Source organism: Pseudomonas sp. EA_5y_Pfl2_R50, from assembly GCF_963970475.1.
Lineage (GTDB): Bacteria > Pseudomonadota > Gammaproteobacteria > Pseudomonadales > Pseudomonadaceae > Aquipseudomonas.
Window position 1 is genome coordinate 119,720 of the sequence record NZ_CAXAPT010000013.1, and the last position, 19,812, is coordinate 139,531.

At 60.3% G+C, this 19,812-nt stretch carries 23 protein-coding genes; 2 read left to right on the forward strand and 21 right to left on the reverse strand.

Going from position 1 to position 19,812, the window contains the following annotated elements:
• Positions 1–5: 5 nt before the first annotated feature.
• The 6 genes from AACY19_RS21555 to flhA form a co-directional block, all read right to left on the reverse strand.
• A complete protein-coding gene (locus tag AACY19_RS21555) occupies positions 6–794 on the reverse strand; it encodes a protein phosphatase CheZ (protein WP_339453642.1) in 789 nt (262 codons plus the stop codon).
• Between the two features lie 18 nt (positions 795–812).
• On the reverse strand, positions 813–1,184 hold the full coding sequence (locus AACY19_RS21560) for a chemotaxis response regulator CheY (protein WP_024012118.1): 372 nt from the start codon (positions 1,182–1,184) through the stop codon (positions 813–815).
• Positions 1,185–1,350: 166 nt separating this feature from the next.
• Positions 1,351–2,091: an RNA polymerase sigma factor FliA gene (fliA, locus tag AACY19_RS21565; protein WP_007951959.1), complete on the reverse strand. Its 741-nt coding sequence runs from the start codon at positions 2,089–2,091 to the stop codon at positions 1,351–1,353.
• Positions 2,088–2,918, reverse strand: coding sequence for a flagellar synthesis regulator FleN (gene fleN / locus AACY19_RS21570; RefSeq protein ID WP_003222917.1), 831 nt, complete (start codon positions 2,916–2,918; stop codon positions 2,088–2,090). The genes fliA and fleN overlap by 4 nt, the downstream gene beginning before the upstream one ends.
• A 116-nt stretch (positions 2,919–3,034) precedes the next feature.
• Positions 3,035–4,375 carry a flagellar biosynthesis protein FlhF gene (gene flhF, locus AACY19_RS21575; protein ID WP_339453643.1) on the reverse strand — a complete coding sequence of 447 codons (1,341 nt, stop codon included), beginning with the start codon at positions 4,373–4,375 and terminating at the stop codon, positions 3,035–3,037.
• Positions 4,376–4,386: 11 nt separating this feature from the next.
• On the reverse strand, positions 4,387–6,516 hold the full coding sequence (flhA, locus tag AACY19_RS21580; RefSeq protein ID WP_339453644.1) for a flagellar biosynthesis protein FlhA: 2,130 nt from the start codon (positions 6,514–6,516) through the stop codon (positions 4,387–4,389).
• Positions 6,517–7,111: 595 nt separating this feature from the next.
• Here flhA and AACY19_RS21585 point away from each other — a divergent pair.
• Together AACY19_RS21585 and AACY19_RS21590 are read left to right on the forward strand one after the other, a co-directional pair.
• A complete protein-coding gene (locus AACY19_RS21585) occupies positions 7,112–7,471 on the forward strand; it encodes a DUF6124 family protein (RefSeq protein WP_339453645.1) in 360 nt (119 codons plus the stop codon).
• A gap of 499 nt (positions 7,472–7,970) precedes the next feature.
• Positions 7,971–8,330: a DUF6124 family protein gene (locus AACY19_RS21590; RefSeq protein ID WP_339453646.1), complete on the forward strand. Its 360-nt coding sequence runs from the start codon at positions 7,971–7,973 to the stop codon at positions 8,328–8,330.
• 156 nt (positions 8,331–8,486) lie between these two features.
• Here the strand turns inward: AACY19_RS21590 and AACY19_RS21595 are convergent, their stop codons facing one another.
• The 15 genes from AACY19_RS21595 to AACY19_RS21665 all read right to left on the reverse strand — a co-directional run bounded on the left by AACY19_RS21595 (position 8,487) and on the right by AACY19_RS21665 (position 19,807).
• A complete protein-coding gene (locus AACY19_RS21595; RefSeq protein WP_339453647.1) occupies positions 8,487–9,161 on the reverse strand; it encodes a hypothetical protein in 675 nt (224 codons plus the stop codon).
• A gap of 109 nt (positions 9,162–9,270) precedes the next feature.
• On the reverse strand, positions 9,271–9,414 hold the full coding sequence (locus AACY19_RS21600; protein ID WP_339453702.1) for a hypothetical protein: 144 nt from the start codon (positions 9,412–9,414) through the stop codon (positions 9,271–9,273).
• 119 nt (positions 9,415–9,533) lie between these two features.
• Positions 9,534–9,776 (reverse strand): hypothetical protein, encoded by a 243-nt coding sequence (locus tag AACY19_RS21605; protein WP_339453648.1) that lies wholly within the window; start codon positions 9,774–9,776, stop codon positions 9,534–9,536.
• A 275-nt stretch (positions 9,777–10,051) separates the two neighbouring features.
• Positions 10,052–10,288 carry a hypothetical protein gene (locus AACY19_RS21610; protein WP_339453649.1) on the reverse strand — a complete coding sequence of 79 codons (237 nt, stop codon included), beginning with the start codon at positions 10,286–10,288 and terminating at the stop codon, positions 10,052–10,054.
• 140 nt (positions 10,289–10,428) lie between these two features.
• On the reverse strand, positions 10,429–11,568 hold the full coding sequence (flhB, locus tag AACY19_RS21615) for a flagellar biosynthesis protein FlhB (protein WP_339453650.1): 1,140 nt from the start codon (positions 11,566–11,568) through the stop codon (positions 10,429–10,431).
• Positions 11,569–11,571: 3 nt separating this feature from the next.
• The gene (gene fliR, locus AACY19_RS21620) at positions 11,572–12,357 is read right to left on the reverse strand and encodes a flagellar biosynthetic protein FliR (RefSeq protein WP_339453651.1); all 786 of its coding nucleotides are present in this window, start codon (positions 12,355–12,357) and stop codon (positions 11,572–11,574) included.
• Between the two features lie 3 nt (positions 12,358–12,360).
• Entirely contained in the window at positions 12,361–12,630 is a 270-nt protein-coding gene (fliQ, locus tag AACY19_RS21625; RefSeq protein WP_339453652.1) for a flagellar biosynthesis protein FliQ, read from the reverse strand.
• A complete protein-coding gene (gene fliP, locus AACY19_RS21630; RefSeq protein ID WP_339453653.1) occupies positions 12,627–13,385 on the reverse strand; it encodes a flagellar type III secretion system pore protein FliP in 759 nt (252 codons plus the stop codon). The genes fliQ and fliP overlap by 4 nt, the downstream gene beginning before the upstream one ends.
• Positions 13,385–13,837 (reverse strand): flagellar biosynthetic protein FliO, encoded by a 453-nt coding sequence (gene fliO / locus AACY19_RS21635; protein ID WP_339453654.1) that lies wholly within the window; start codon positions 13,835–13,837, stop codon positions 13,385–13,387. The genes fliP and fliO overlap by 1 nt, the downstream gene beginning before the upstream one ends.
• Complete coding sequence (gene fliN / locus AACY19_RS21640) at positions 13,838–14,296, reverse strand: flagellar motor switch protein FliN (protein ID WP_123452732.1); 459 nt, start codon at positions 14,294–14,296, stop codon at positions 13,838–13,840.
• A gap of 56 nt (positions 14,297–14,352) precedes the next feature.
• Entirely contained in the window at positions 14,353–15,321 is a 969-nt protein-coding gene (fliM, locus tag AACY19_RS21645) for a flagellar motor switch protein FliM (protein WP_003222890.1), read from the reverse strand.
• 9 nt (positions 15,322–15,330) lie between these two features.
• Positions 15,331–15,834 carry a flagellar basal body-associated protein FliL gene (gene fliL, locus AACY19_RS21650; RefSeq protein ID WP_339453655.1) on the reverse strand — a complete coding sequence of 168 codons (504 nt, stop codon included), beginning with the start codon at positions 15,832–15,834 and terminating at the stop codon, positions 15,331–15,333.
• 420 nt (positions 15,835–16,254) lie between these two features.
• Positions 16,255–17,619 carry a flagellar hook-length control protein FliK gene (locus AACY19_RS21655; RefSeq protein ID WP_339453656.1) on the reverse strand — a complete coding sequence of 455 codons (1,365 nt, stop codon included), beginning with the start codon at positions 17,617–17,619 and terminating at the stop codon, positions 16,255–16,257.
• 105 nt (positions 17,620–17,724) lie between these two features.
• Positions 17,725–18,072, reverse strand: coding sequence for an Hpt domain-containing protein (locus tag AACY19_RS21660; RefSeq protein ID WP_339453657.1), 348 nt, complete (start codon positions 18,070–18,072; stop codon positions 17,725–17,727).
• Between the two features lie 31 nt (positions 18,073–18,103).
• The gene (locus AACY19_RS21665) at positions 18,104–19,807 is read right to left on the reverse strand and encodes an ATP-binding SpoIIE family protein phosphatase (protein ID WP_339453658.1); all 1,704 of its coding nucleotides are present in this window, start codon (positions 19,805–19,807) and stop codon (positions 18,104–18,106) included.
• Between the last annotated feature and the right edge of the window lie 5 nt (positions 19,808–19,812).

The following is a 19,812-nucleotide window of genomic DNA, read 5'->3' on the forward strand; positions in this document are numbered from 1 at the left end:
AAACACTAGAATCCGAGGCTGGATAACAAATCGTCCACATCGTCCTGACCGGACACAACGTCTTCTCGTTTATCGGCATGAATCTGCGGACCTTCACCCTGCGAGAGATGTTTTTGTGGATCTTTTTCTGCAAGCATCGCGGCGCGGTCATGTTCGATGCCCGCAAAGCGGTCGACCTGACTGGCCATGAGCACGAGTTTGAGCAAATTGCTTTCGACTTCGGTGACCAGTTGGGTCACACGCTTGATCACCTGACCGGTGAGGTCCTGGTAATCCTGGGCCAGCAGGATGTCGTTGAGATGGCTCGACACTTCACGGTTGTCCGTGCTGCTGCGTGACAGAAAACCGTCGACCCGGCGCGCCAGCTCGCGGAACTCTTCAGCCCCGACTTCGCGACGCATGAAGCGACTCCAATCGGCGCTCAAGGTCTGGGCTTCATCAGCCAGACCGTTGACCACCGGCGTGGCGCTTTCCACCAGATCCATGGTGCGGTTGGCCGCGGCTTCCGTCAGCTTGACCACATAGCCCAGGCGTTCGGTGGCGTCGGTGATTTGCGACACTTCCTCGGCCTGCGGCATGTGCGGATCGATCTGGAAATTGACGATCGCACTGTGCAGTTCACGCGTGAGCTTGCCCACTTCCTGATACAGGCCACGGTCACGGGTCTGATTGAGCTCATGGATCAGTTGCACCGCGTCACCGAATCTGCCTTTTTCAAGGCTCTCGACCAGTTCGACCGCGTGTTTTTTCAGGGTCGACTCGAAATCGCCCTGTGAAGATTCTTTATGCTCCATAGCTCCCCCGCGCGTTCATCAGCCGATGCGTTCGAAAATCTTCTCGATTTTGTCTTTCAGCGCCTGAGCCGTGAAAGGTTTGACCACGTAGCCGTTCACACCGGCCTGAGCGGCTTCGATGATCTGCTCACGCTTGGCTTCAGCGGTCACCATCAGTACCGGCAGGTGCTTGAGCTTTTCATCGGCACGCACGTGACGCAGCAGGTCGATACCGGTCATGCCCGGCATGTTCCAGTCCGTTACCAGAAAGTCGATGCTGCCGCTGTTGAGCACCGGAATGGCAGTGGTGCCATCGTCGGCCTCGACGGTGTTGGTGAACCCAAGATCACGCAGCAGGTTCTTGATGATCCGCCGCATCGTTGAGAAGTCATCAACGATGAGGATTTTCATGTCTTTGTTCAATTCGACCTCCAAGCAGTCTTAAACGCGCCCAGCACCTGGACGCGCCACTTCAATCAATCGGCGCAGCACTCGAAGACTGTCTGGAGCACAACAGAGCAAGACCGGTGCCGTTCATCACCGCACCAGCCTCGTTCGCAGTGTCCCCACACTGCCTTCAGCGCGCTCGCCACTCCCCCAAACGCCCCCGCAAACGGGCCGCGCACTGGCTGTGTAACTGGCTGACCCGCGATTCACTGACGCCAAGGACTTCACCGATCTCCTTGAGGTTCAGCTCTTCGTCGTAGTACAGCGCCAACACCAGTCGCTCACGCTCCGGCAAATTGGCAATCGCGTCCGCCAGCGCCGCCTGGAAGCGTTCATCTTCCAGATCGCGTGACGGCTCAAGATGAGCACTCGCGCCATCCTCGTGCAGCCCTTCGTGTTCGCCGTCCTGCAACAGGTCGTCGAAACTGAACAGGCGACTGCCCAAGGTGTCATTCAAAATCCCGTAGTAATCGTCGAGACTCAATTGGAGTTCGGCTGCAACCTCGTGATCTTTAGCGTCACGGCCGGTTTTAGCTTCAATTGAGCGAATTGCGTCGCTGACCATACGGGTATTGCGGTGAACCGAGCGTGGCGCCCAATCCCCTTTGCGCACTTCATCGAGCATCGCACCGCGGATTCGTATGCCCGCGTATGTTTCGAAACTGGCGCCTTTGCTGGCGTCGTATTTGGTCGAGACTTCGAGCAGGCCGATCATGCCGGCCTGGATCAGGTCTTCGACCTGCACACTCGCCGGCAAGCGTGCCAGCAAGTGGTAGGCAATGCGTTTGACCAATGGTGCGTAACGCTCGATCAGTTCGTACTGCGCGTCACGTGCCGACTTCTTGTAGAGATTCATGCCACTGGCGGTCATAACACAGGCCCTGCGGTTTGCTGCACGAGACGCTCGACGAAAAACTCGAGATGGCCGCGCGGGTTGGCCGGCAGCGGCCAGGTATCGACCTTCTGTGCAATCGCCTTGAACGCCAGCGCGCACTTGGAGCGCGGGAAGGCTTCGTAGACGGCACGCTGCTTCTGCACGGCCTTGCGCACGCTTTCGTCGTAAGGCACGGCGCCGACGTATTGTAGGGCCACGTCAAGGAAGCGATCCGTGACCTTGGTCAACTTGGCGAACAGGTTGCGGCCTTCCTGCGGGCTCTGCGCCATGTTGGCGAGGACGCGGAAGCGGTTCATGCCGTAATCGCGGTTGAGCAGCTTGATCAGCGCGTAGGCGTCCGTGATCGAAGTCGGCTCGTCGCAAACCACCAGCAACACTTCCTGGGCGGCGCGCACAAAACTGACTACCGAGTCACCAATACCCGCAGCGGTGTCGATCACCAGCACGTCGAGATTGTCGCCAATGTCGCTGAATGCCTGGATCAGGCCGGCGTGTTGCGCCGGGCTCAGGTGCACCATGCTCTGCGTGCCGGAAGCGGCCGGCACGATGCGGATACCGCCGGGGCCTTGCAACAGCACGTCGCGCAGTTCGCAACGGCCTTCGATGACGTCGGCCAGTGTGCGTTTCGGGGTAAGCCCCAGCAGAACGTCGACGTTCGCCAGCCCCAGATCAGCGTCCAGCAGCATGACCCGACGGCCAAGCTCTGCCAGCGCCAGAGACAAGTTCACTGACACGTTAGTCTTCCCGACGCCACCTTTGCCGCCGGTCACCGCGATCACCTGTACGGGATGCATGCTGCCCATGTTATTTCTTTACCTTGTCTTGCATAGACGGAGGCCACATTACTGGCTGCGCGTTCACAACCGGAACAATGCATGGCAGACCATCGATGTAGGTACAAAAACTGTTCATGAATACCTCAGCCTACCTGCTTGGTCGGGCTGTGATAGATATCAGCGAACATGTCGGCCATGGCTTCTTCGCTGGGTTCTTCCTGCATTTGCACGCTGACGGCACGGCTGACCAGTTGATGGCGGCGCGGCAGATGCAAATCATCCGGAATCCGTGGGCCATCGGTCAGGTACGCGACCGGCAATTCATGACTGATCGCCAGGCTCAACACTTCGCCCAGGCTTGCCGTTTCATCCAGTTTAGTCAGGATGCACCCGGCGAGCCCGCAACGCTTGTAACTGTGATAAGCGGCGGTTAGAACCTGTTTCTGGCTGGTGGTTGCCAAGACCAGATAATTTTTTGAACGAATGCCACGACCGGCGAGACTTTCGAGCTGCATGCGCAGGGCCGGATCGCTGGCTTGCAGGCCGGCGGTATCGATCAGCACCACGCGTTTGCGCAGCAGTGGGTCCAGCGCCTGCACCAGCGACTGGCCAGGATCGACGTGAGTGACCGGCACATTGAGGATGCGACCGAGCGTCTTCAACTGTTCCTGCGCACCGATACGGAAACTGTCCATGCTCACCAGCGCGACATTCTGCGCGCCGTACTTGAGCACGTAGCGCGCGGCCAGCTTGGCCAGCGTGGTGGTCTTGCCCATGCCGGCAGGGCCGACCATGGCAATCACACCGCCCTCTTCCAGCGGCTCGACTTCCGGTACGGCAATCATCCGCGCCAGGTGCGCGAGCAGCATGCGCCAGGCCTGACGAGGTTCTTCGATATCGGTGATCATCGACAGCAGATCGCGCGACAACGGGCCGGACAGACCGATGCGCTGCAGGCGGCGATACAGATTGGCTTGCGCCGGGCGGCTGCCTTGCAACTGGTTCCAGGCCAGGGTGCCCAGTTGCACTTCCATCAGCTCGCGCAGGCTGTTCAATTCGAAGCGCATCGAATCCAGTGCCCGCGGATCAACACCGGCCGATGGCTGCGCAGGGGCCGCAGCCGGACGCGCCGGGGCGGTGTAGGTCGGCTCGGTCAGCGGTTCGGCGGCGGTCAGTGGCAGGCCGGCAGTCAACGGCAGCCCGGCGAACAACTGGCGATTGGTGTTGCCGTCGGCTTCGCCACGCAGGCTCAGTTCGGCCTGGGCGGTGACGATGCGCGACTGGGTCTTGCGCAGCTCGTCTTCGAGTTCCATGTTCGGAACCCGTGGCGCCAGCGCCGACAATTTGTAATCCAGTGCCGCCGTCAGCTCGACACCGCCGGCAATGCGGCGATTGCCAATGATGGCGGCATCAGCGCCCAGCTCATCACGAACCAGCTTCATGGCCTGACGCATATCGGCGGCAAAGAAACGCTTAACTTGCATAAACCACTACCTCAGCCGTTGGGCCCTACTGTCGCAACGATGGTCACTTGCTTGTTGTCCGGTATTTCCTGGTAGGCCAGCACATGCAGTCCAGGGACGGCGAGGCGGCCAAAGCGCGAAAGCATCGCGCGAACCGGGCCTGCTACCAACAGAATCACCGGCTGACCTTGCATTTCCTGACGCTGCGCCGCTTCGATGAGCGAACGCTGCAGCTTCTCGGCCATGCTTGGCTCCAGCAGAACACCCTCTTCCGAGCCTTGTCCTGCCTTCTGCAGACTATTGAGCAATATTTGTTCCAACCTTGGTTCCAAGGTGATCACAGGCAGCTCGGACTCAGTGCCTACAATGCTTTGGACGATGGCGCGGGATACACCGACCCGCACAGCGGCCACCAATGCGGCGGTATCTTGACTCTTCGCAGCGTTGTTGGCGATGGCTTCGGCGATGCTGCGGATATCGCGCACCGGCACGTGTTCAGCGAGCAGCGCCTGCAGGACTTTGAGCAACTGCGACAACGTGACCACACCCGGCACCAGCTCTTCAGCCAGTTTCGGCGAGCTTTTGGCCAGCAATTGCATGAGTTGCTGCACTTCCTCGTGGCCGATCAGCTCACTGGAATGCTTGTACAGAATCTGGTTCAAGTGCGTCGCGACCACGGTGCTGGCGTCGACCACGGTATAACCCAGCGATTGCGCCTGGGCACGCTGGCTGATTTCGATCCACACCGCTTCCAGGCCGAAAGCCGGATCTTTGGCGTTGATGCCGTTGAGCGTACCGTAGACCTGGCCCGGGTTGATCGCCAGTTCGCGATCCGGGTAGATCTCGGCTTCCGCCAGGATCACGCCCATCAGGGTCAGGCGATAGGCGCTCGGCGCCAGATCGAGGTTGTCGCGGATGTGCACGGTCGGCATCAGGAAGCCCAGATCCTGCGAGAGCTTCTTGCGCACGCCCTTGATCCGCGCCAGCAATTGCCCGCCCTGATTGCGGTCCACCAGCGGAATCAGGCGATAGCCGACTTCCAGGCCAATCATGTCGATGGGCGTGACGTCATCCCAGCCCAGCTCCTTGGTTTCCATGGCGCGAGCCGGCGACGGCAGTAGCTCCTGCTGACGCTTGACCTCTTCCAGCGCCACGACCTTGGCGACGTTCTGCTTCTTCCAGAACAGGTACGCACCGCCAGCCGCGAGCGCCGCCATGCTGAGGAACGAGAAGTGCGGCATGCCCGGCACCAGGCCCATCACCGCCATCAAACCGGCGGCCACGGCCAGCGCTTTCGGCGAGGCGAACATCTGGCGGTTGATCTGCTTGCCCATGTCTTCCGAACCGGAAGCACGGGTCACCATGATCGCTGCAGCTGTAGATAACAACAGTGATGGCAATTGCGCCACTAAACCGTCACCGATGGTCAGCAAGGCGTAAACCTTGCCGGCATCGCCGAAGCTCATGTTGTGCTGGAAGATACCGACGGCCACGCCGCCGATGAGGTTGATGAACAGAATCAGCAAGCCGGCGATGGCGTCACCGCGCACGAATTTGCTGGCACCGTCCATCGAACCGTAGAACTCGGCCTCTTGGGCGACTTCCTGGCGACGCGCCTTGGCTTGGTTCTGGTCGATCAGGCCGGCGTTGAGGTCGGCGTCGATTGCCATTTGCTTGCCGGGCATCGCATCGAGGGTGAAGCGCGCGCTCACCTCGGAAATCCGCCCGGCACCCTTGGTCACCACGACGAAGTTGATGATCATCAGGATCGCGAAGACCACGATACCGACCACGTAGTTACCGCCGATCACCACCTCACCGAAGGCCTGGATCACCTTACCGGCAGCGGCGTGGCCGTCCTGACCGTGGAGCATCACCACCCGCGTCGACGCCACGTTCAACGCCAGCCGCAGCAGCGTCGCCACCAGCAGAATCGTCGGGAACACGGCAAAATCCAGCGGCCGCAGCGCATACACGCAGACCAGCAGGACGACAATCGACAGGGCGATGTTGAAGGTGAAGAACACGTCGAGCAGGAACGGCGGCACCGGCAACATCATCATCGCCAGCATGACCAGCAGCAACAACGGCACGCCCAGATTGCCTCGACTGAGGTCGGCAACGTTTGTGCGAGCAGTGTTGAATAACTGAGAGCGATCCACCGGTTTTCCCCGTTCCTTTAAAGCAAACTTTTGACGCCCAGAGCGGGCTCACGGCGGCTACTGCAAGAAGCTTTCCAACTTTTGCCAAGGATTGAAACAGAGGGGTTTAACCGTGAGTTTTCTGCTGACCGGGATGCCGCCTTCGCGAGCAGGCTCGCTCCCACAGGGAAATGCATTCCAAATGTGGGAGCGAGCCTGCTCGCGAAGAGGCCAGTGAAGTCAGCAAAAAGTGCCTCTTAAACCCCGGTGTTTAAAAGACACTTCAGGACACGCCTTTCAGGCTACAAATTCTTGCGCCATTGCCTACAGCTACGCCAGAATCCGCCGGCTTGTGCGCCTTGGGGTCGGGTTCTATTGTGGTCCGGTCGCTGACGAATCAGCGATCGGGTTTAGCGACTCGAATTCAAGTCAAAGGTGCATCGGCGTTCCAGGCTTCGTTGCGGATCTGTATTTTCGCGATTTCGTCATGGTGGCTGTATGCGGGAGACCCTCGGGTCTGCCGGGTACCTTTGACCGGTTCGCTAACCTGCGTACAGCCGCCACCCCTCCTGTTTAGCGACAGGTTGTAGCGGCTCCACTTCAAAGGAGCTTCACCATGATCAAACCAACGCCAAACCCTCCCGAAATCGACCCCACCTCCCCCTACGAATCCCTCGATTCAAAAAAGCTCCACGACGCCGCCGACCGCGCCCTCGGTCACTACCTCTGCCCACCCGGCTCCACCCCACCACCGCGTAAAATCCGCCGGATGTACGCCGTCACCGCCGACTTCAAAAACGAGGAACTGCTGGCCGATGCCTGCGAAACACTCGCTTCAGCCCGAACCATCGCCAACGACTTCGCCCACCTCATCCCCGCATCGCAGCGCAGGACGCTGTTGGGGATCGCGCAACTGATCATGCTTGGCGAGTTGGCGGTGAGTCGGGCACTGGATAATCTGCAATTGCCGGGCTGAGGCAGATATTGGGCACACCCGCTGATTAATCGGGCGCAAGTTCTGGCCTCTTCGCGAGCAAGCCCGCTCCCACAGGGGATCGGTGTGATCCCCAAATCTGTATTCACTGGAGATCCAGTGTGGGAGCGAGCCTGCTCGCGAAGGGGCCAGTGAAGTCAGTACCAATCGCCTTTTAAACTCAGGCGTTTAAATGACAACTTCAGACACGCCTTTCAGGCTACAAATTCTTGCGCCATTGCCTACAGCTACGCCAGAATCCGCCGGCTTGTGCGCCTTGGGGTCGGGTTCTATTGTGGTCCGGTCGCTGACGAATCAGCGATCGGGTCTCGCAGCCCGTCGATCTCTGGACGCACAACACCCGCTTCTTTATGGCGGCTGTACGTGGGAGACCTTCGGGTCTGCCGGTTCTAGAGTCCCGGTCTGCGACCCGCGTATAGCTGCCACCTTCATTCGTCTCGCAGCGAACGCTGGCAGCTCCAATGACTCTAGGAGCTTCACCATGATCAAACCAACGCCAAACCCTCCCGAAATCGACCTCGCCTCCCCCTACGAATCACTCGATTCGAAAAAGCTCAACGACGCCGCAGACCGCGCCCTCGATCACTACCTCTGTCCACCCGGCTCCACCCCACCACCGCGTAAAACCCGCCGGATGTACGCCGTCACCGCCGACTTCAAAAACGAAGAACTGCTGGCCGATGCCTGCGAAACACTCGCTTCAGCCCGAACCATCGCCAACGACTTCGCCCACCTCATCCCCGCATCGCAGCGCAGGACGCTATTGGGGATCGCGCAACTGATCATGCTTGGCGAGTTGGCGGTGAGTCGGGCACTGGATAATCTGGAGTTGCCGAGCTGACAACCCTGTGGCGAGGGGATTTACCTCCTCGCCACAGTGACCGCAGCCGGCGCCGGACTTTCATTGAGGCTAAACGGGGAGCGTTCCGGAGGTTGCCGATTTGAGTTCGCCCCCATTTTCGCCGGCTGCGATCTTTTTTGCTTGAAACGCTGCTGATTACGCCGTCAGCACCTGCTTGGCGACGATGTCGCCAAAGTGCAGCTGATTGCCGTGAATGTATCGCGTCCCCCGATACAGTTGCTCGCCATCCACCTCAACCAGGTCTTCATCCATGTACATGAACACGACCTTGGTGGCTGGCGCAGCGATATCTCCGGGAAACTTTTCGTGGTTCTCCAGCAGGTTAAGCGCCCAGCGAAACTGCATGAGCGGCAGGTGACTGATTTCGATCTGCTCCGTCCCGCCCGGCAAGCGGAAATCCCGACCCGCCGTAATGCGCAACGTATTCCCCTGTACTTCGAATACCGGTTTTGCGTAGCGCACATCGAGCGCAGCGCCTTCAGCCCATTGATCCATGTAGTAATCGGGCGGCGTGAAGAGGTTGAACAACGCTGCGTTGTCGTGAATGTTGCCAGCGGCACCAGACAGGTAACTGTAAGCATGGTGGTAAGCAAGACCTTCCAGTTCTGGCCGAATGGCATTGTCCCGAATGCTCAAAAAGCCCGGAGAGTGAACGTTAGCCATATGCACAAAGTGTGTGAAGTCCAGATGCATGTCGAGGGTTACGCTGTAACCGATGGCCCGCTCCGACTCATTCTTCTGCAACCGTCCTGAAACAAAATCCAGCGCCATGCCTTCGAGTTTTCGATAACTACGCTCCTCTTGCATCATCGTGCCTCCCTGAGAGCGGATATGCCCGCCACTCATATCACCGCGTTCGACGATTGACGTCTACTGATAGAGCTGACAGGTAAACAGGCATTTCAGATGAACGGCCCCATCAAGCATCGCGGCGAAGATCCGGACGCGTGTCCTTGCCGGCACGGTATTGGCGGATCGGGTAGACGTAGGCCAGTACCTGAGCGACCGCCAGGTACAGTCGCCCCAGGGGAAAGAGTTTGCCTCGCAAGGTTTCGGCGGTCACGGCGCTGGACTTCCCTTCCCGCTCTCACAGATAGAAAAACCAAAAAGATCGCAGCCTTCGACAGCTCATGGATCGGAGCAAGCGCTGACGAAGGTTACGATCTTTTGATTTCGGGAAAACTAATACCTCAGGTTCGTGGCTTCGCCACCAGCCTTTGAAGGCTTGTCGAATTCGACCGCCTTACCCTTTTTGATCTTCACTCGCCCGGCCTCGGCCAATGGGATGCTGAAAGGGTAATCCTCCGTAAACAGGACGCCCGCCGCCGCCGCTCCAAAAGAAAAACCTGGCGATGCAGGCTCTGGATCTGGCGTGATGGCGCCTTTACCGGTTTTCGGGTCATAGCTGCTGAATGTGCCTTTCATTGCCTTACTCCCTGTAGTCGCGCGAACTGTGCGAAGTCACCACGCTATCAAACTGCAAATGAAAGCTGCATACACCTGTCAGAGTTGACAGGTCATGCCGGCTTCCAGACCAACGGCATCAGCCTGAGGGCGTAACGGGAAAATTTCGGCGCCTGGACTGACGCATGCGCCGGGTCGCAGCCGACACACGTTTGAGGCAAAAAAACCGCCGCCACGTTTAATCGGGACAGCGGTTTTTTCGTTTCAGGTGTTTTGAAGCCAGAGCACTCGGCGGGTCAATACCGAAGGAGTTTTACTTTCCCATTCTTGGTTCTGGGCAATTCGAACTCGACCTCGCCGCCGACTTTAACGTCCGCCTGCAGGGCATCGGCCAATGGAATGCTGAATCGGTATTCTTTGGCGGTCAGAAAAAAACCCGTGGCCTCAGCAAAGGAAATACATCGCCCCGAGGGCTTCGGCGTGATGGTGCCCCTTCCGGTTTTTTCGTCATAACTGCTGAAAATACCTTTCATTGTCGTGCTCCCTTGCACTCGCCCACATGCCAGCGCCCGGTACGCGGCAGCACCTTGTATCAAACTGCAAAATCACGGCGACTGCACCTGTCAGAGTTGACAGGAATGGGTGATCTCGGACAAATGGCTTCGCCGCATCGTCAGGAATCGCGCCGCAGATCCGGCGGAATCGGCAGATCATCCTTGAGCGGGTCCGGACGCTTGCCCTTGCCGGCGCGGTATTGGCGGATCTGGTAGACGTAGGCCAGTACCTGGGCGACGGCCAGATACAGGCCGCCGGGGATTTCCTGCTCCAGTTCGGTGGAGTAATAGATCGACCGCGCCAGGCCCGGCGATTCGAGGAGCATGACGTTGTTGGCGACAGCGATTTCGCGGATCTTCAGCGCCAGGAAGTCACTGCCCTTGGCCAGCAGCACCGGCGCGCCGCCCTTCTCGGAGTCGTACTTGAGCGCGACGGCGTAGTGGGTCGGGTTGGTGATGACCACGTCGGCGTCGGGAATCGCCGCCATCATCCGCCGTTGGGACATTTCGCGCTGGGTCTGGCGGATGCGCTGCTTGACCTCCGGGCGCCCTTCCTGATCCTTGTGCTCGTCGCGCACTTCCTGCTTGGTCATCAGCAGTTTCTTGTGGGCTTCCCAGAGTTGCACCGGCACGTCGACGGCGGCGATGATGATCAGGCCGCAGGCCAGCCACAACGTGCTCCAGCCGACCAGCGTGACGCTGTGGATGATCGCCATCTCAAGCGGTTCGTGAGCGATGCGCAGCAGGTCATCGACGTCTGCCGACAACACCAGCAACGCCACACCCAAGGTGATCAGAAACTTGGCCAGAGCCTTGAGCAGTTCGACCACAGCCTTGAACGAGAACATCCGCTTCAGGCCCGCCGCCGGGTTCATCCGGCTAAACTTCGGCGCCAGCGAACCTGCCGCGAACAACCAGCCGCCAAGGGAGATCGGCCCGATCAGCGCCGACAGCAACAAGGTGATCATGATTGGCTGGATCGCCAACAGCGCCATCTGCCCCGACTGCAACAGGAAGCGGCCCATGGCGCCCTGATCCATGACCACTTCGCGCGACAGCGTGAAATTCAGGCGCATCAACTCCATCAGGTCTTCGGCGAGCATGCCGCCGAACACCAGCAGCGCGCCGGCGCCGGCCATCATCACAGCGAGGGTGTTGAGCTCTTTGGAACGGGCAATCTCACCCTTCTCACGGGAGTCCTTTTTACGTTTCTCCGTGGGGTCTTCTGTTTTGTCCTGACCGCTTTCGCTCTCAGCCATGAGTCAGCGCGCCCGTGCCAGTTCGCGTAACAACTGCAAGGCCTCGGTGGCCAGCGGTTGATACTGGTTGAGAATGTCCGCCAGCCCGACCCAGACGATAAACAGGCCGAGCACCAGGGTCAGCGGGAAACCGATGGAAAAGATGTTCAATTGCGGCGCCGCCCGGGTCATCACGCCAAACGCGATGTTGACCACCAGCAGCGCGGTCACCGCCGGCAACACCAGCAACAATGCCGCGCCGAGCACCCAGCCGAGTTTGCCGGCCAGCTCCCAGTAATGCGCCGTCATCAGCCCGCTGCCGACAGGCAACGTGGTGAAACTCTCGGTAAGCACTTCGAACACCACCAGGTGGCCGTTCATCGACAGAAACAGCAACGTCACGAGCATGGTGAAGAATTGCCCGATCACCGCCACCGAGACGCCGTTGGCCGGGTCGACCATCGAGGCGAAGCCCATGCCCATCTGGATCGCGACGATCTGCCCCGCCACAGCGAATGCCTGGAAAAACAGCTGCAGGGAGAAGCCGAGTACGGCGCCAACCAGAATCTGCTCGGCAATCATCAGCAAGCCGCTGAGATCCAGCGGACTGACCGCCGGCAGCGGTGGCAGGCTCGGCGCAATGCACACCGTGATCGCTACGGCGAAATACAGGCGTATTCGCCGCGACACCAGCGTGGTGCCAAACACCGGCATCACCATCAGCATCGACGCGACACGAAACAGCGGCAACATGAACGAGGCCACCCAGGTACTGATCTGGGTGTCGGTCAGCTGAAGCAGCGATTGCATGGCTTAGCCGATGACCATCGGGATGTTTTTGTACAACTGGATGATGTATTCCATGAACTGCTGCACGATCCACGGGCCGGCGACGATCAGCGTCACCAGCATCACCAGCAGACGCGGCAGGAAGCTCAGGGTCTGTTCGTTGATCTGCGTGGCGGCCTGGAACATCGCCACCAGCAGGCCGACCAACAGGCTCGGCACCACCAGAATCGCGACCATCAACGTGGTCAGCCACAGCGCTTCACGAAAGATATCGACCGCGACTTCCGGCGTCATGGCGAGACACCTCCGAAACTGCTGGCCAGGGTGCCGATAATCAGCGCCCAGCCATCCACCAGCACGAACAACATGATTTTGAACGGCAGCGAAATAATCAGCGGCGAGAGCATCATCATACCCATCGCCATCAGCACACTGGCGACGACGAGGTCGATGATCAGAAAAGGAATGAAGATCATGAAGCCGATCTGGAACGCGGTTTTCAGTTCGGACGTGACGAACGCCGGCACCAGAATGGTCAGCGGTGCCTGATCCGGCGTGGCGATGTCAGTGCGCTTGGACAGGCGCATGAACAGCTCAAGGTCGCTGGTGCGGGTCTGCGCGAGCATGAAGTCCTTGATCGGCACCTGAGCCTTTTCCACCGCTTGCTGGGCGGTGAGGGTTTCTGCCAGATACGGCTGCAGCGCGTCCTTGTTCACCCGGTCAAACACCGGAGCCATGATGAACAGCGTCAGGAACAGCGCCATGCCGGTGAGGATCTGGTTCGACGGCGTCTGCTGCAGGCCGAGGGCCTGACGCAGGATCGAGAAGACAATGATGATCCGGGTGAAACTGGTCATCAGGATCACGGCCGCCGGAATGAAGCTCAGGGCGGTCATGATCAGCAGAATCTGCAGGCTGACCGAATATTCCTGCGCCCCGTCGGCGTTGGTGCCCAGGGTGATCGCCGGGATCGACAACGGATCGGCGGCGAGCGCCAGCGGTGCAACCAGCAACAAGGCCAGCGTCAAGACGATGCGGAGCGCACCCATTACTTCGTATCCTTCTGATCCTTGCCGAGAATCTTCAGCAGATGCTGGGCAAATTCCGGGGTCGCTTTTTCGCTGGCGGCAGGCACCTCGACCGGCTCCTTGAGCACATGCAGCGCGGTGATGGTGCCAGGGCTCAGGCCCAGCAGGATCTGTTCATTGCCGACCTGCACCAGTAACAGCCGGTCACGCGGACTCAGTGCGCGGGAACCGATCAGCTCGATCACCTGGCCTTTGCCCGCAGGACCGGCCTGCTGCACCCGGCGCAACAGCCAGGCGAGGAAGAAGATCAAGCCCAGCACCAGCAACAGACCGAACACCAGCTGCGTCAATTGTCCGGCGACGCCGCTGCCGACCATCGGTGCGGTGGCGGCCGGCATCGTGGCAGTGGTCGACGGCTCGGCGGCCAGCACGCTCAACGGCAATGCCAGCAGAGTCCAGAGGAACCGCTTCACTCAGCGCAGCTTCTTGATGCGTTCGCTTGGGCTGATCACGTCGGTCAGGCGAATGCCGAACTTCTCGTTGACCACCACCACTTCGCCATGCGCAATCAGGGTGCCGTTGACCAGTACGTCGAGTGGCTCACCCGCCAGACGATCCAGCTCGATCACCGAACCCTGGTTGAGTTGCAGCAGGTTGCGGATGTTGATGTCGGTGCTGCCCACTTCCATTGAGATGGACACCGGGATGTCGAGGATCACATCCAGGTTCGGGCCGTCCAGCGTCACCGGATCGTTGTTCTTCGGCACGCTGCCGAACTCTTCCATTGGCAAACGGTTGGAGCTCGCTGCGCCAGCGTCAGCCGCCAGCAGCGCGTCGATGTCGGCCTGGCTGCCATCACCGGTTTCTTCCAGAGCCGCAGCCCATTCGTCAGCCAGTGCCTGATCGTCCTGGGCGTTCATATCGTCGTTCATCATTTGTCCTCGGCGGGCAACAATTCAGCTAAATGTAGGGGGGTAGGAGCGCCGCTTCAGCGACGCTCGATCGGCTCGATCACTTGCAACGCGAGGTTGCCTTTGTGCGAGCCCATCTTGACCTTGAAGGCCGGCACGCCGTTGGCGCGCATGATCATGTCTTCCGGCATCTCGACCGGGATCACATCGCCCGGTTGCATGTGCAGGATGTCGCGCAGCTTCAACTGACGGCGAGCGACGGTGGCGCCGATCGGCACATCGACATCGAGGACGTCCTGACGCAGGGCGTTGACCCAGCGTTCGTCCTGGTCGTCGAGATCGGACTGGAAACCGGCATCAAGCATTTCGCGCACCGGCTCGATCATCGAGTACGGCATGGTCACGTGCAGATCGCCGCCACCGCCATCGAGTTCGATGTGGAACGTCGACACCACAATCGCTTCGCTCGGGCCGACGATGTTTGCCATGGCCGGGTTCACTTCCGAGTTGATGTACTCGAAATTGACTTCCATGATCGCCTGCCAGGCTTCTTTCAAATCGACGAAAGCCTGCTCCAGCACCATGCGCACTACACGCAGTTCGGTCGGGGTGAATTCACGCCCTTCGATCTTCGCGTGACGGCCGTCGCCGCCGAAGAAGTTGTCCACCAGCTTGAACACCAGCTTGGCGTCGAGGATGAACAGCGCGGTGCCGCGCAACGGTTTGATCTTGACCAGGTTGAGGCTGGTCGGCACGTACAGCGAGTGCACGTATTCGCCGAACTTCATCACCTGTACGCCACCGACGGCAACGTCCGCCGAGCGGCGCAGCATGTTGAACATGCTGATGCGGGTGTAACGGGCAAAACGCTCGTTGATCATTTCCAGAGTCGGCATGCGTCCACGGACGATGCGATCCTGGCTGGTCAGGTCGTAGCTTTTGACACTGCCGGGTTCGGCAGCGTTATCGGTCTGTACCAGACCATCGTCGACGCCATGCAACAGCGCGTCGATCTCATCCTGGGACAGCAGATCCTGCACGGCCATGTCGTGTTCCTACTGCAGTACGAAATTAGTGAAAAGCAACTGTTCGATCACCACTTTGCCCAGCTCTTTCTGCGCCACTTCCTGGACGCTGGCGGTGGCCTTCTGGCGCAACATCTCCTGACCGACCGGAGTCGCCAAGGTGGCAAAATCCTGACCGGAGAAGAGCATCACCAGGTTGTTGCGGATCACCGGCATGTGCACTTTCAGCGCTTCCAGGTCAGCCTGATTGCGCGCCAGCATGGTGATGCTCACCTGCATGTAGCGCTGACGGCCGTTCTGGTTGTAGTTGGCAACGAAGGCTGGCGCCATCGGCTCGAAAATCGCGGGTTGCTTGCCCACGGGCGCCGCTTCGGCGGCCTCGGCGGGCTTGCTCTGAGCGCTGTGCATGAAAAACCAGGTCGCCCCCACGGATGCGCCAACGGCCAGCAGCAACGCCAGCACGATCACAATGATCAGCTTGAGTTTGCCTTTGGTTGCGGGGTCTTTCACTGCTGCTGTTTCGCTCTTCGCCATGCCAATAATCCGTCACTAATCGGGTTTTCACAGTCGCACGGCAAGGCAAGAGCAAGTGTTATGCCAGAAGTGTCGGTGGCAATGGAGACAAGGCTAAGTCAAAGGCACCCTCACCCCAGCCCTCTCCCGGAGGGAGAGGGGGCCGACCGAGGTGTCAGGCGACAAACATCGACCTGAAAGACCGCGTCGATTATGGATTCACAGCAGAAGTAGCCGGTCGGCGTACTTCGTGGACATCCCCAAATCGGTCCCCTCTCCCTCTGGGAGAGGGGACGGACCGAGTTGCCAGACGTCGACCTGAAAGACCGCGTCGATTATGGATTCACAGCAGAAGTAACCGGTCGGCGTACTTCGCGGGCATCCCCAAATCGGTCCCCTCTCCCTCTGGGAGAGGGCTAGGGTGAGGGGCTTTTGATTTACTCAGGCGTAATAGTCGACCGCGCTGGTGCCGATCACGCTGGTCGTTTGCGCGGCGGCTTCAGCAATGGCGGCAGGCGCCAATTCTTCATCCGCCGAATCGAGGCGACCACCGGCAGCGCTGGTGCGACCACTCTGGCCCTGCTGCGCCTGCTCCTGCCCTTGCTGACCTTGCCAGCCACGGTTCTGGTCGGAGACGTTGACGTCGACCTGCCCCATGCCCTGCTGGGTGAACATCTCACGCAGGCGATGCATCTGGCCATCGAGCGCTTCACGCACGCTTGGGTGTGCGCTCATGAACGTCACTTGCGTCTGCTGATCCGGGACCATGTTCACGCGAATATCCAGGCGCCCCAGTTCCGCCGGCTGCAACTGGATGTCCGCCGACTTCAGGTTGGCACTCGACAGATACATGACGCGGTTGACCACTTCTTCGGTCCAGCCGTTCTGGTGCATGGCAATCGGCTGGTTCACCGGCACCGCGTTGGCGGTCTTCGGCGTGGCGGCCTGCGTCAGTGCAGCCAGACGGTTGGCGAAATCATCGACGCGGGTATCGCTGGTGGCGTTCTTGAGGTCTTTGAGACCGTCGTCGATCAGCCCGCTGAAGGCTTTCTCGCCACCCTCGCTGGTGCTGTCCTTGTCGGCCTGCACGTCGAGCATGCTGGCCATGCCGGCGGCGAAGTTCTGCGCCGAAGTCAATTCACCGTCAGCCTGAGCCTGGGTCGGCGCAGCTTTGGGCTGTGCCTGGCTGGCGGCGGAAATGTGCCCGCCCTGCTCCATTGCCATGCGCACGGCAGGCATCGAGTCGAGCGGATCGGCGGAGGGATCGAAGTCGCTGTCGGCGGCAGGCGCCGGGTCTTTGACCACCGCCGGCAAAACAGCCACGGCAGGCGTTTCGGTTTTGCCGGCAGTGCTCGCGTCGACAACCGGCGCCGCCACCGGGGCCGCGACTACGGGCTGCACGACTTCTGCCAGGGCCGGGTCCAGCGCCGGGTCTACCGGCGTGGCATCCGCCACTGGCGTTTGCGCAGCATCAGCAGCGTCGTCGCTACTCGCGTGTTCGTCGCCAGTGGCGGTTTTATCGGCAGGCAAGGCATTGCCGCTATCGGCAACGGCTGGCGCCGGGGCGGCAGACGCATCCTTGCCAATGTCTTTTTTGCCGCTGTCATCGCCGGCTTTGTCGCGGGCAGGTTTCACCGGACTGTCAGCGTTCGCGACAGTCTTTTTCGTCCCTTGGTCGGCGAACACCTGAGCGAAGCTGGAGGCCTTGTTCCCGGCATCTGCGGCCACTGCCGAGGTTTTTGCAGAGGCGGCCTGAGCCTTCGCCTGGGCGGCGCTCTGAAGAAGAATGTTAGGGGTCGCAGGCATGAAACGGTCTCCGCTGCACTGGAATCGTAGGTACAGTTGGCGGAGATATCTGCAAGTGCCGGGCCAGTTTCGTCCGGCGCTTTGGAAAACCGCCGGACGGCCGGATCAATGGGTCAGCGCGTGCTGTCGCTCGTCTTCGTACACCGGGCGCACGTCGGCGAACTCGCCGCTGATCTCGGCGACCAGTTTGACAATTTCTGCCGGGCTCTTGTCTCGCGCTTGCGCCTCCAGTTCCTGGCACAACTCGGCCAACCGCACAGCGCCCATGTTGCTGGCACTGCCCTTGAAACTATGGGCAACTTCCGACAACGCGCTGGCATCGGCGGTCATTTGCAGTGCGTGCAAGCGACTTTCGGAATCGTTCAGGAAGGTATCCAGCAAATCCGGATAAGCCTCTTCCATGACGTCGCGCAACGCATCCAGTACTTCGCGATCCACATGTTTATCTGTCACTTGTTCACTCCTTGATCAAGAATTACGCAGATTATGCCTGAACCTCCCAGAAAAACTCCACGCGGGCACTGCGGCCGCCGTCCGACCAACTGGCGTTGCGCCCCAATTGCCGGACCAGGCTGACACCACGACCCGACAGACGGACGCTTTCCAGTGGACGCGCCATGACCCTGTCCACATCAAATCCCTGGCCACTGTCCTCGACCCGAATCACCAGGCAGCCGCCCTCGCCCCTGGGCTGTACCTGCAAGTGCACCCGCACGTAACCGTCCTGCAAGGCCTCCAGCCGTTCGTTGCGCTGCTCGTAGTAACGGGCGAATCCCGAGGCGTCGCGCTTGAGGCTGGAGTCCAGACCGAGCACACCGTGCTCCAGCGCATTGGAGTACAACTCGGCGAGCACGCTATACAGCGCGCCACTCTGCGCGCGCAAACCGTGCACCTCAAGCAGCAACTGCAACAGATACGGTAACGGATTGAAACGCTTGAGCGTGGCGCCACGGAATTCGAAACTCACCGACCAATCCAGCGGGCAGGACTGGCCGCTGTCGGAATACACCGGCGCCGACGGATTGACCTGCGCCACCTCCAGCAGACTGACTTCCACCATGCTCACATCGTCGCGGGCCTCACCGCGAAAATCCTGCAACGCCTGCTCGATATCCTCGAATAACCGGTCAGGCTCGCGATTGGCGGCGAAGACCTGCTGCAAACGCTCGACGCCGAACAGTTGATCGCCGGCATCGCTGGTGTCGATGACCCCGTCAGACAACAGGAACACCCGATCGCCCGCCGCCATCTTGTGCACTTGGGTGCTGTCATCGAATACCTGCGGGCTGAGCACGCCCAGCGGCAGATGACGTGCCGCCAACGGCACGCGCTCGCCCGTGGCGATCCGGTGCAGATAGCCATCGGGCATGCCGCCGTTCCACACCTCGACCGAGCGCCGCTGGAAACTCAGGCACAACAACGTCGCACAGCAGAACATGTCCACGGGCAGGATGCGTTTGAGCTTGGCGTTCATCTCGCGCAGGGTTTCGGCCAGGCCGTAGCCCTTGGCGGTCATGCCGTAAAACACTTCGGCCAGTGGCATCGCGCCGACCGCCGCCGGCAGCCCGTGCCCGGTGAAATCACCGAGCAGCACATGCATGTCACCCGCCGGCGTGTACGCCGCCAACAACAGATCACCGTTGAACAGCGCGTAAGGCGATTGCAGGTAGCGGATGTTGGGCGCGCTCAGGCAACCGGAATGCGCGACCTTGTCGAACACCGCTTTGGCCACGCGCTGTTCGTTGAGCAGGTAATCGTGATGTCTGGCGATCAGGTCGCGCTGTTGCAACACGGTCGCCTGCAAACGCCGCAAGCGATCCATCGCCTTGATTTTGGCGGCGAGGATCACCTGGTTGTAGGGCTTCGCCAGAAAGTCGTCGCCCCCGGCCTCCAGACACCGTACCAGCGCTTCGCTCTCGGTAAGTGAAGTGAGGAAGATGATCGGCACCAGCGTTTCGCCCGCCAGCGCCTTGATCTGCCGCGCCGCCTCGAAGCCGTCCATCACCGGCATCATCGCGTCCATCAAGACCAGATCGGGCTGCTGGCTGCGAAACAGCTCGACCGCTTCGGCACCGTTGGCCGCCGTCAGGACTTCATGGCCTTGACGGCGGACGATGGTCGAGAGCAACAGGCGGTCGGCGGCGCTGTCTTCGGCGATCAGAATGGTCAGCGGCTCTTGCGCCTGCATGGCGG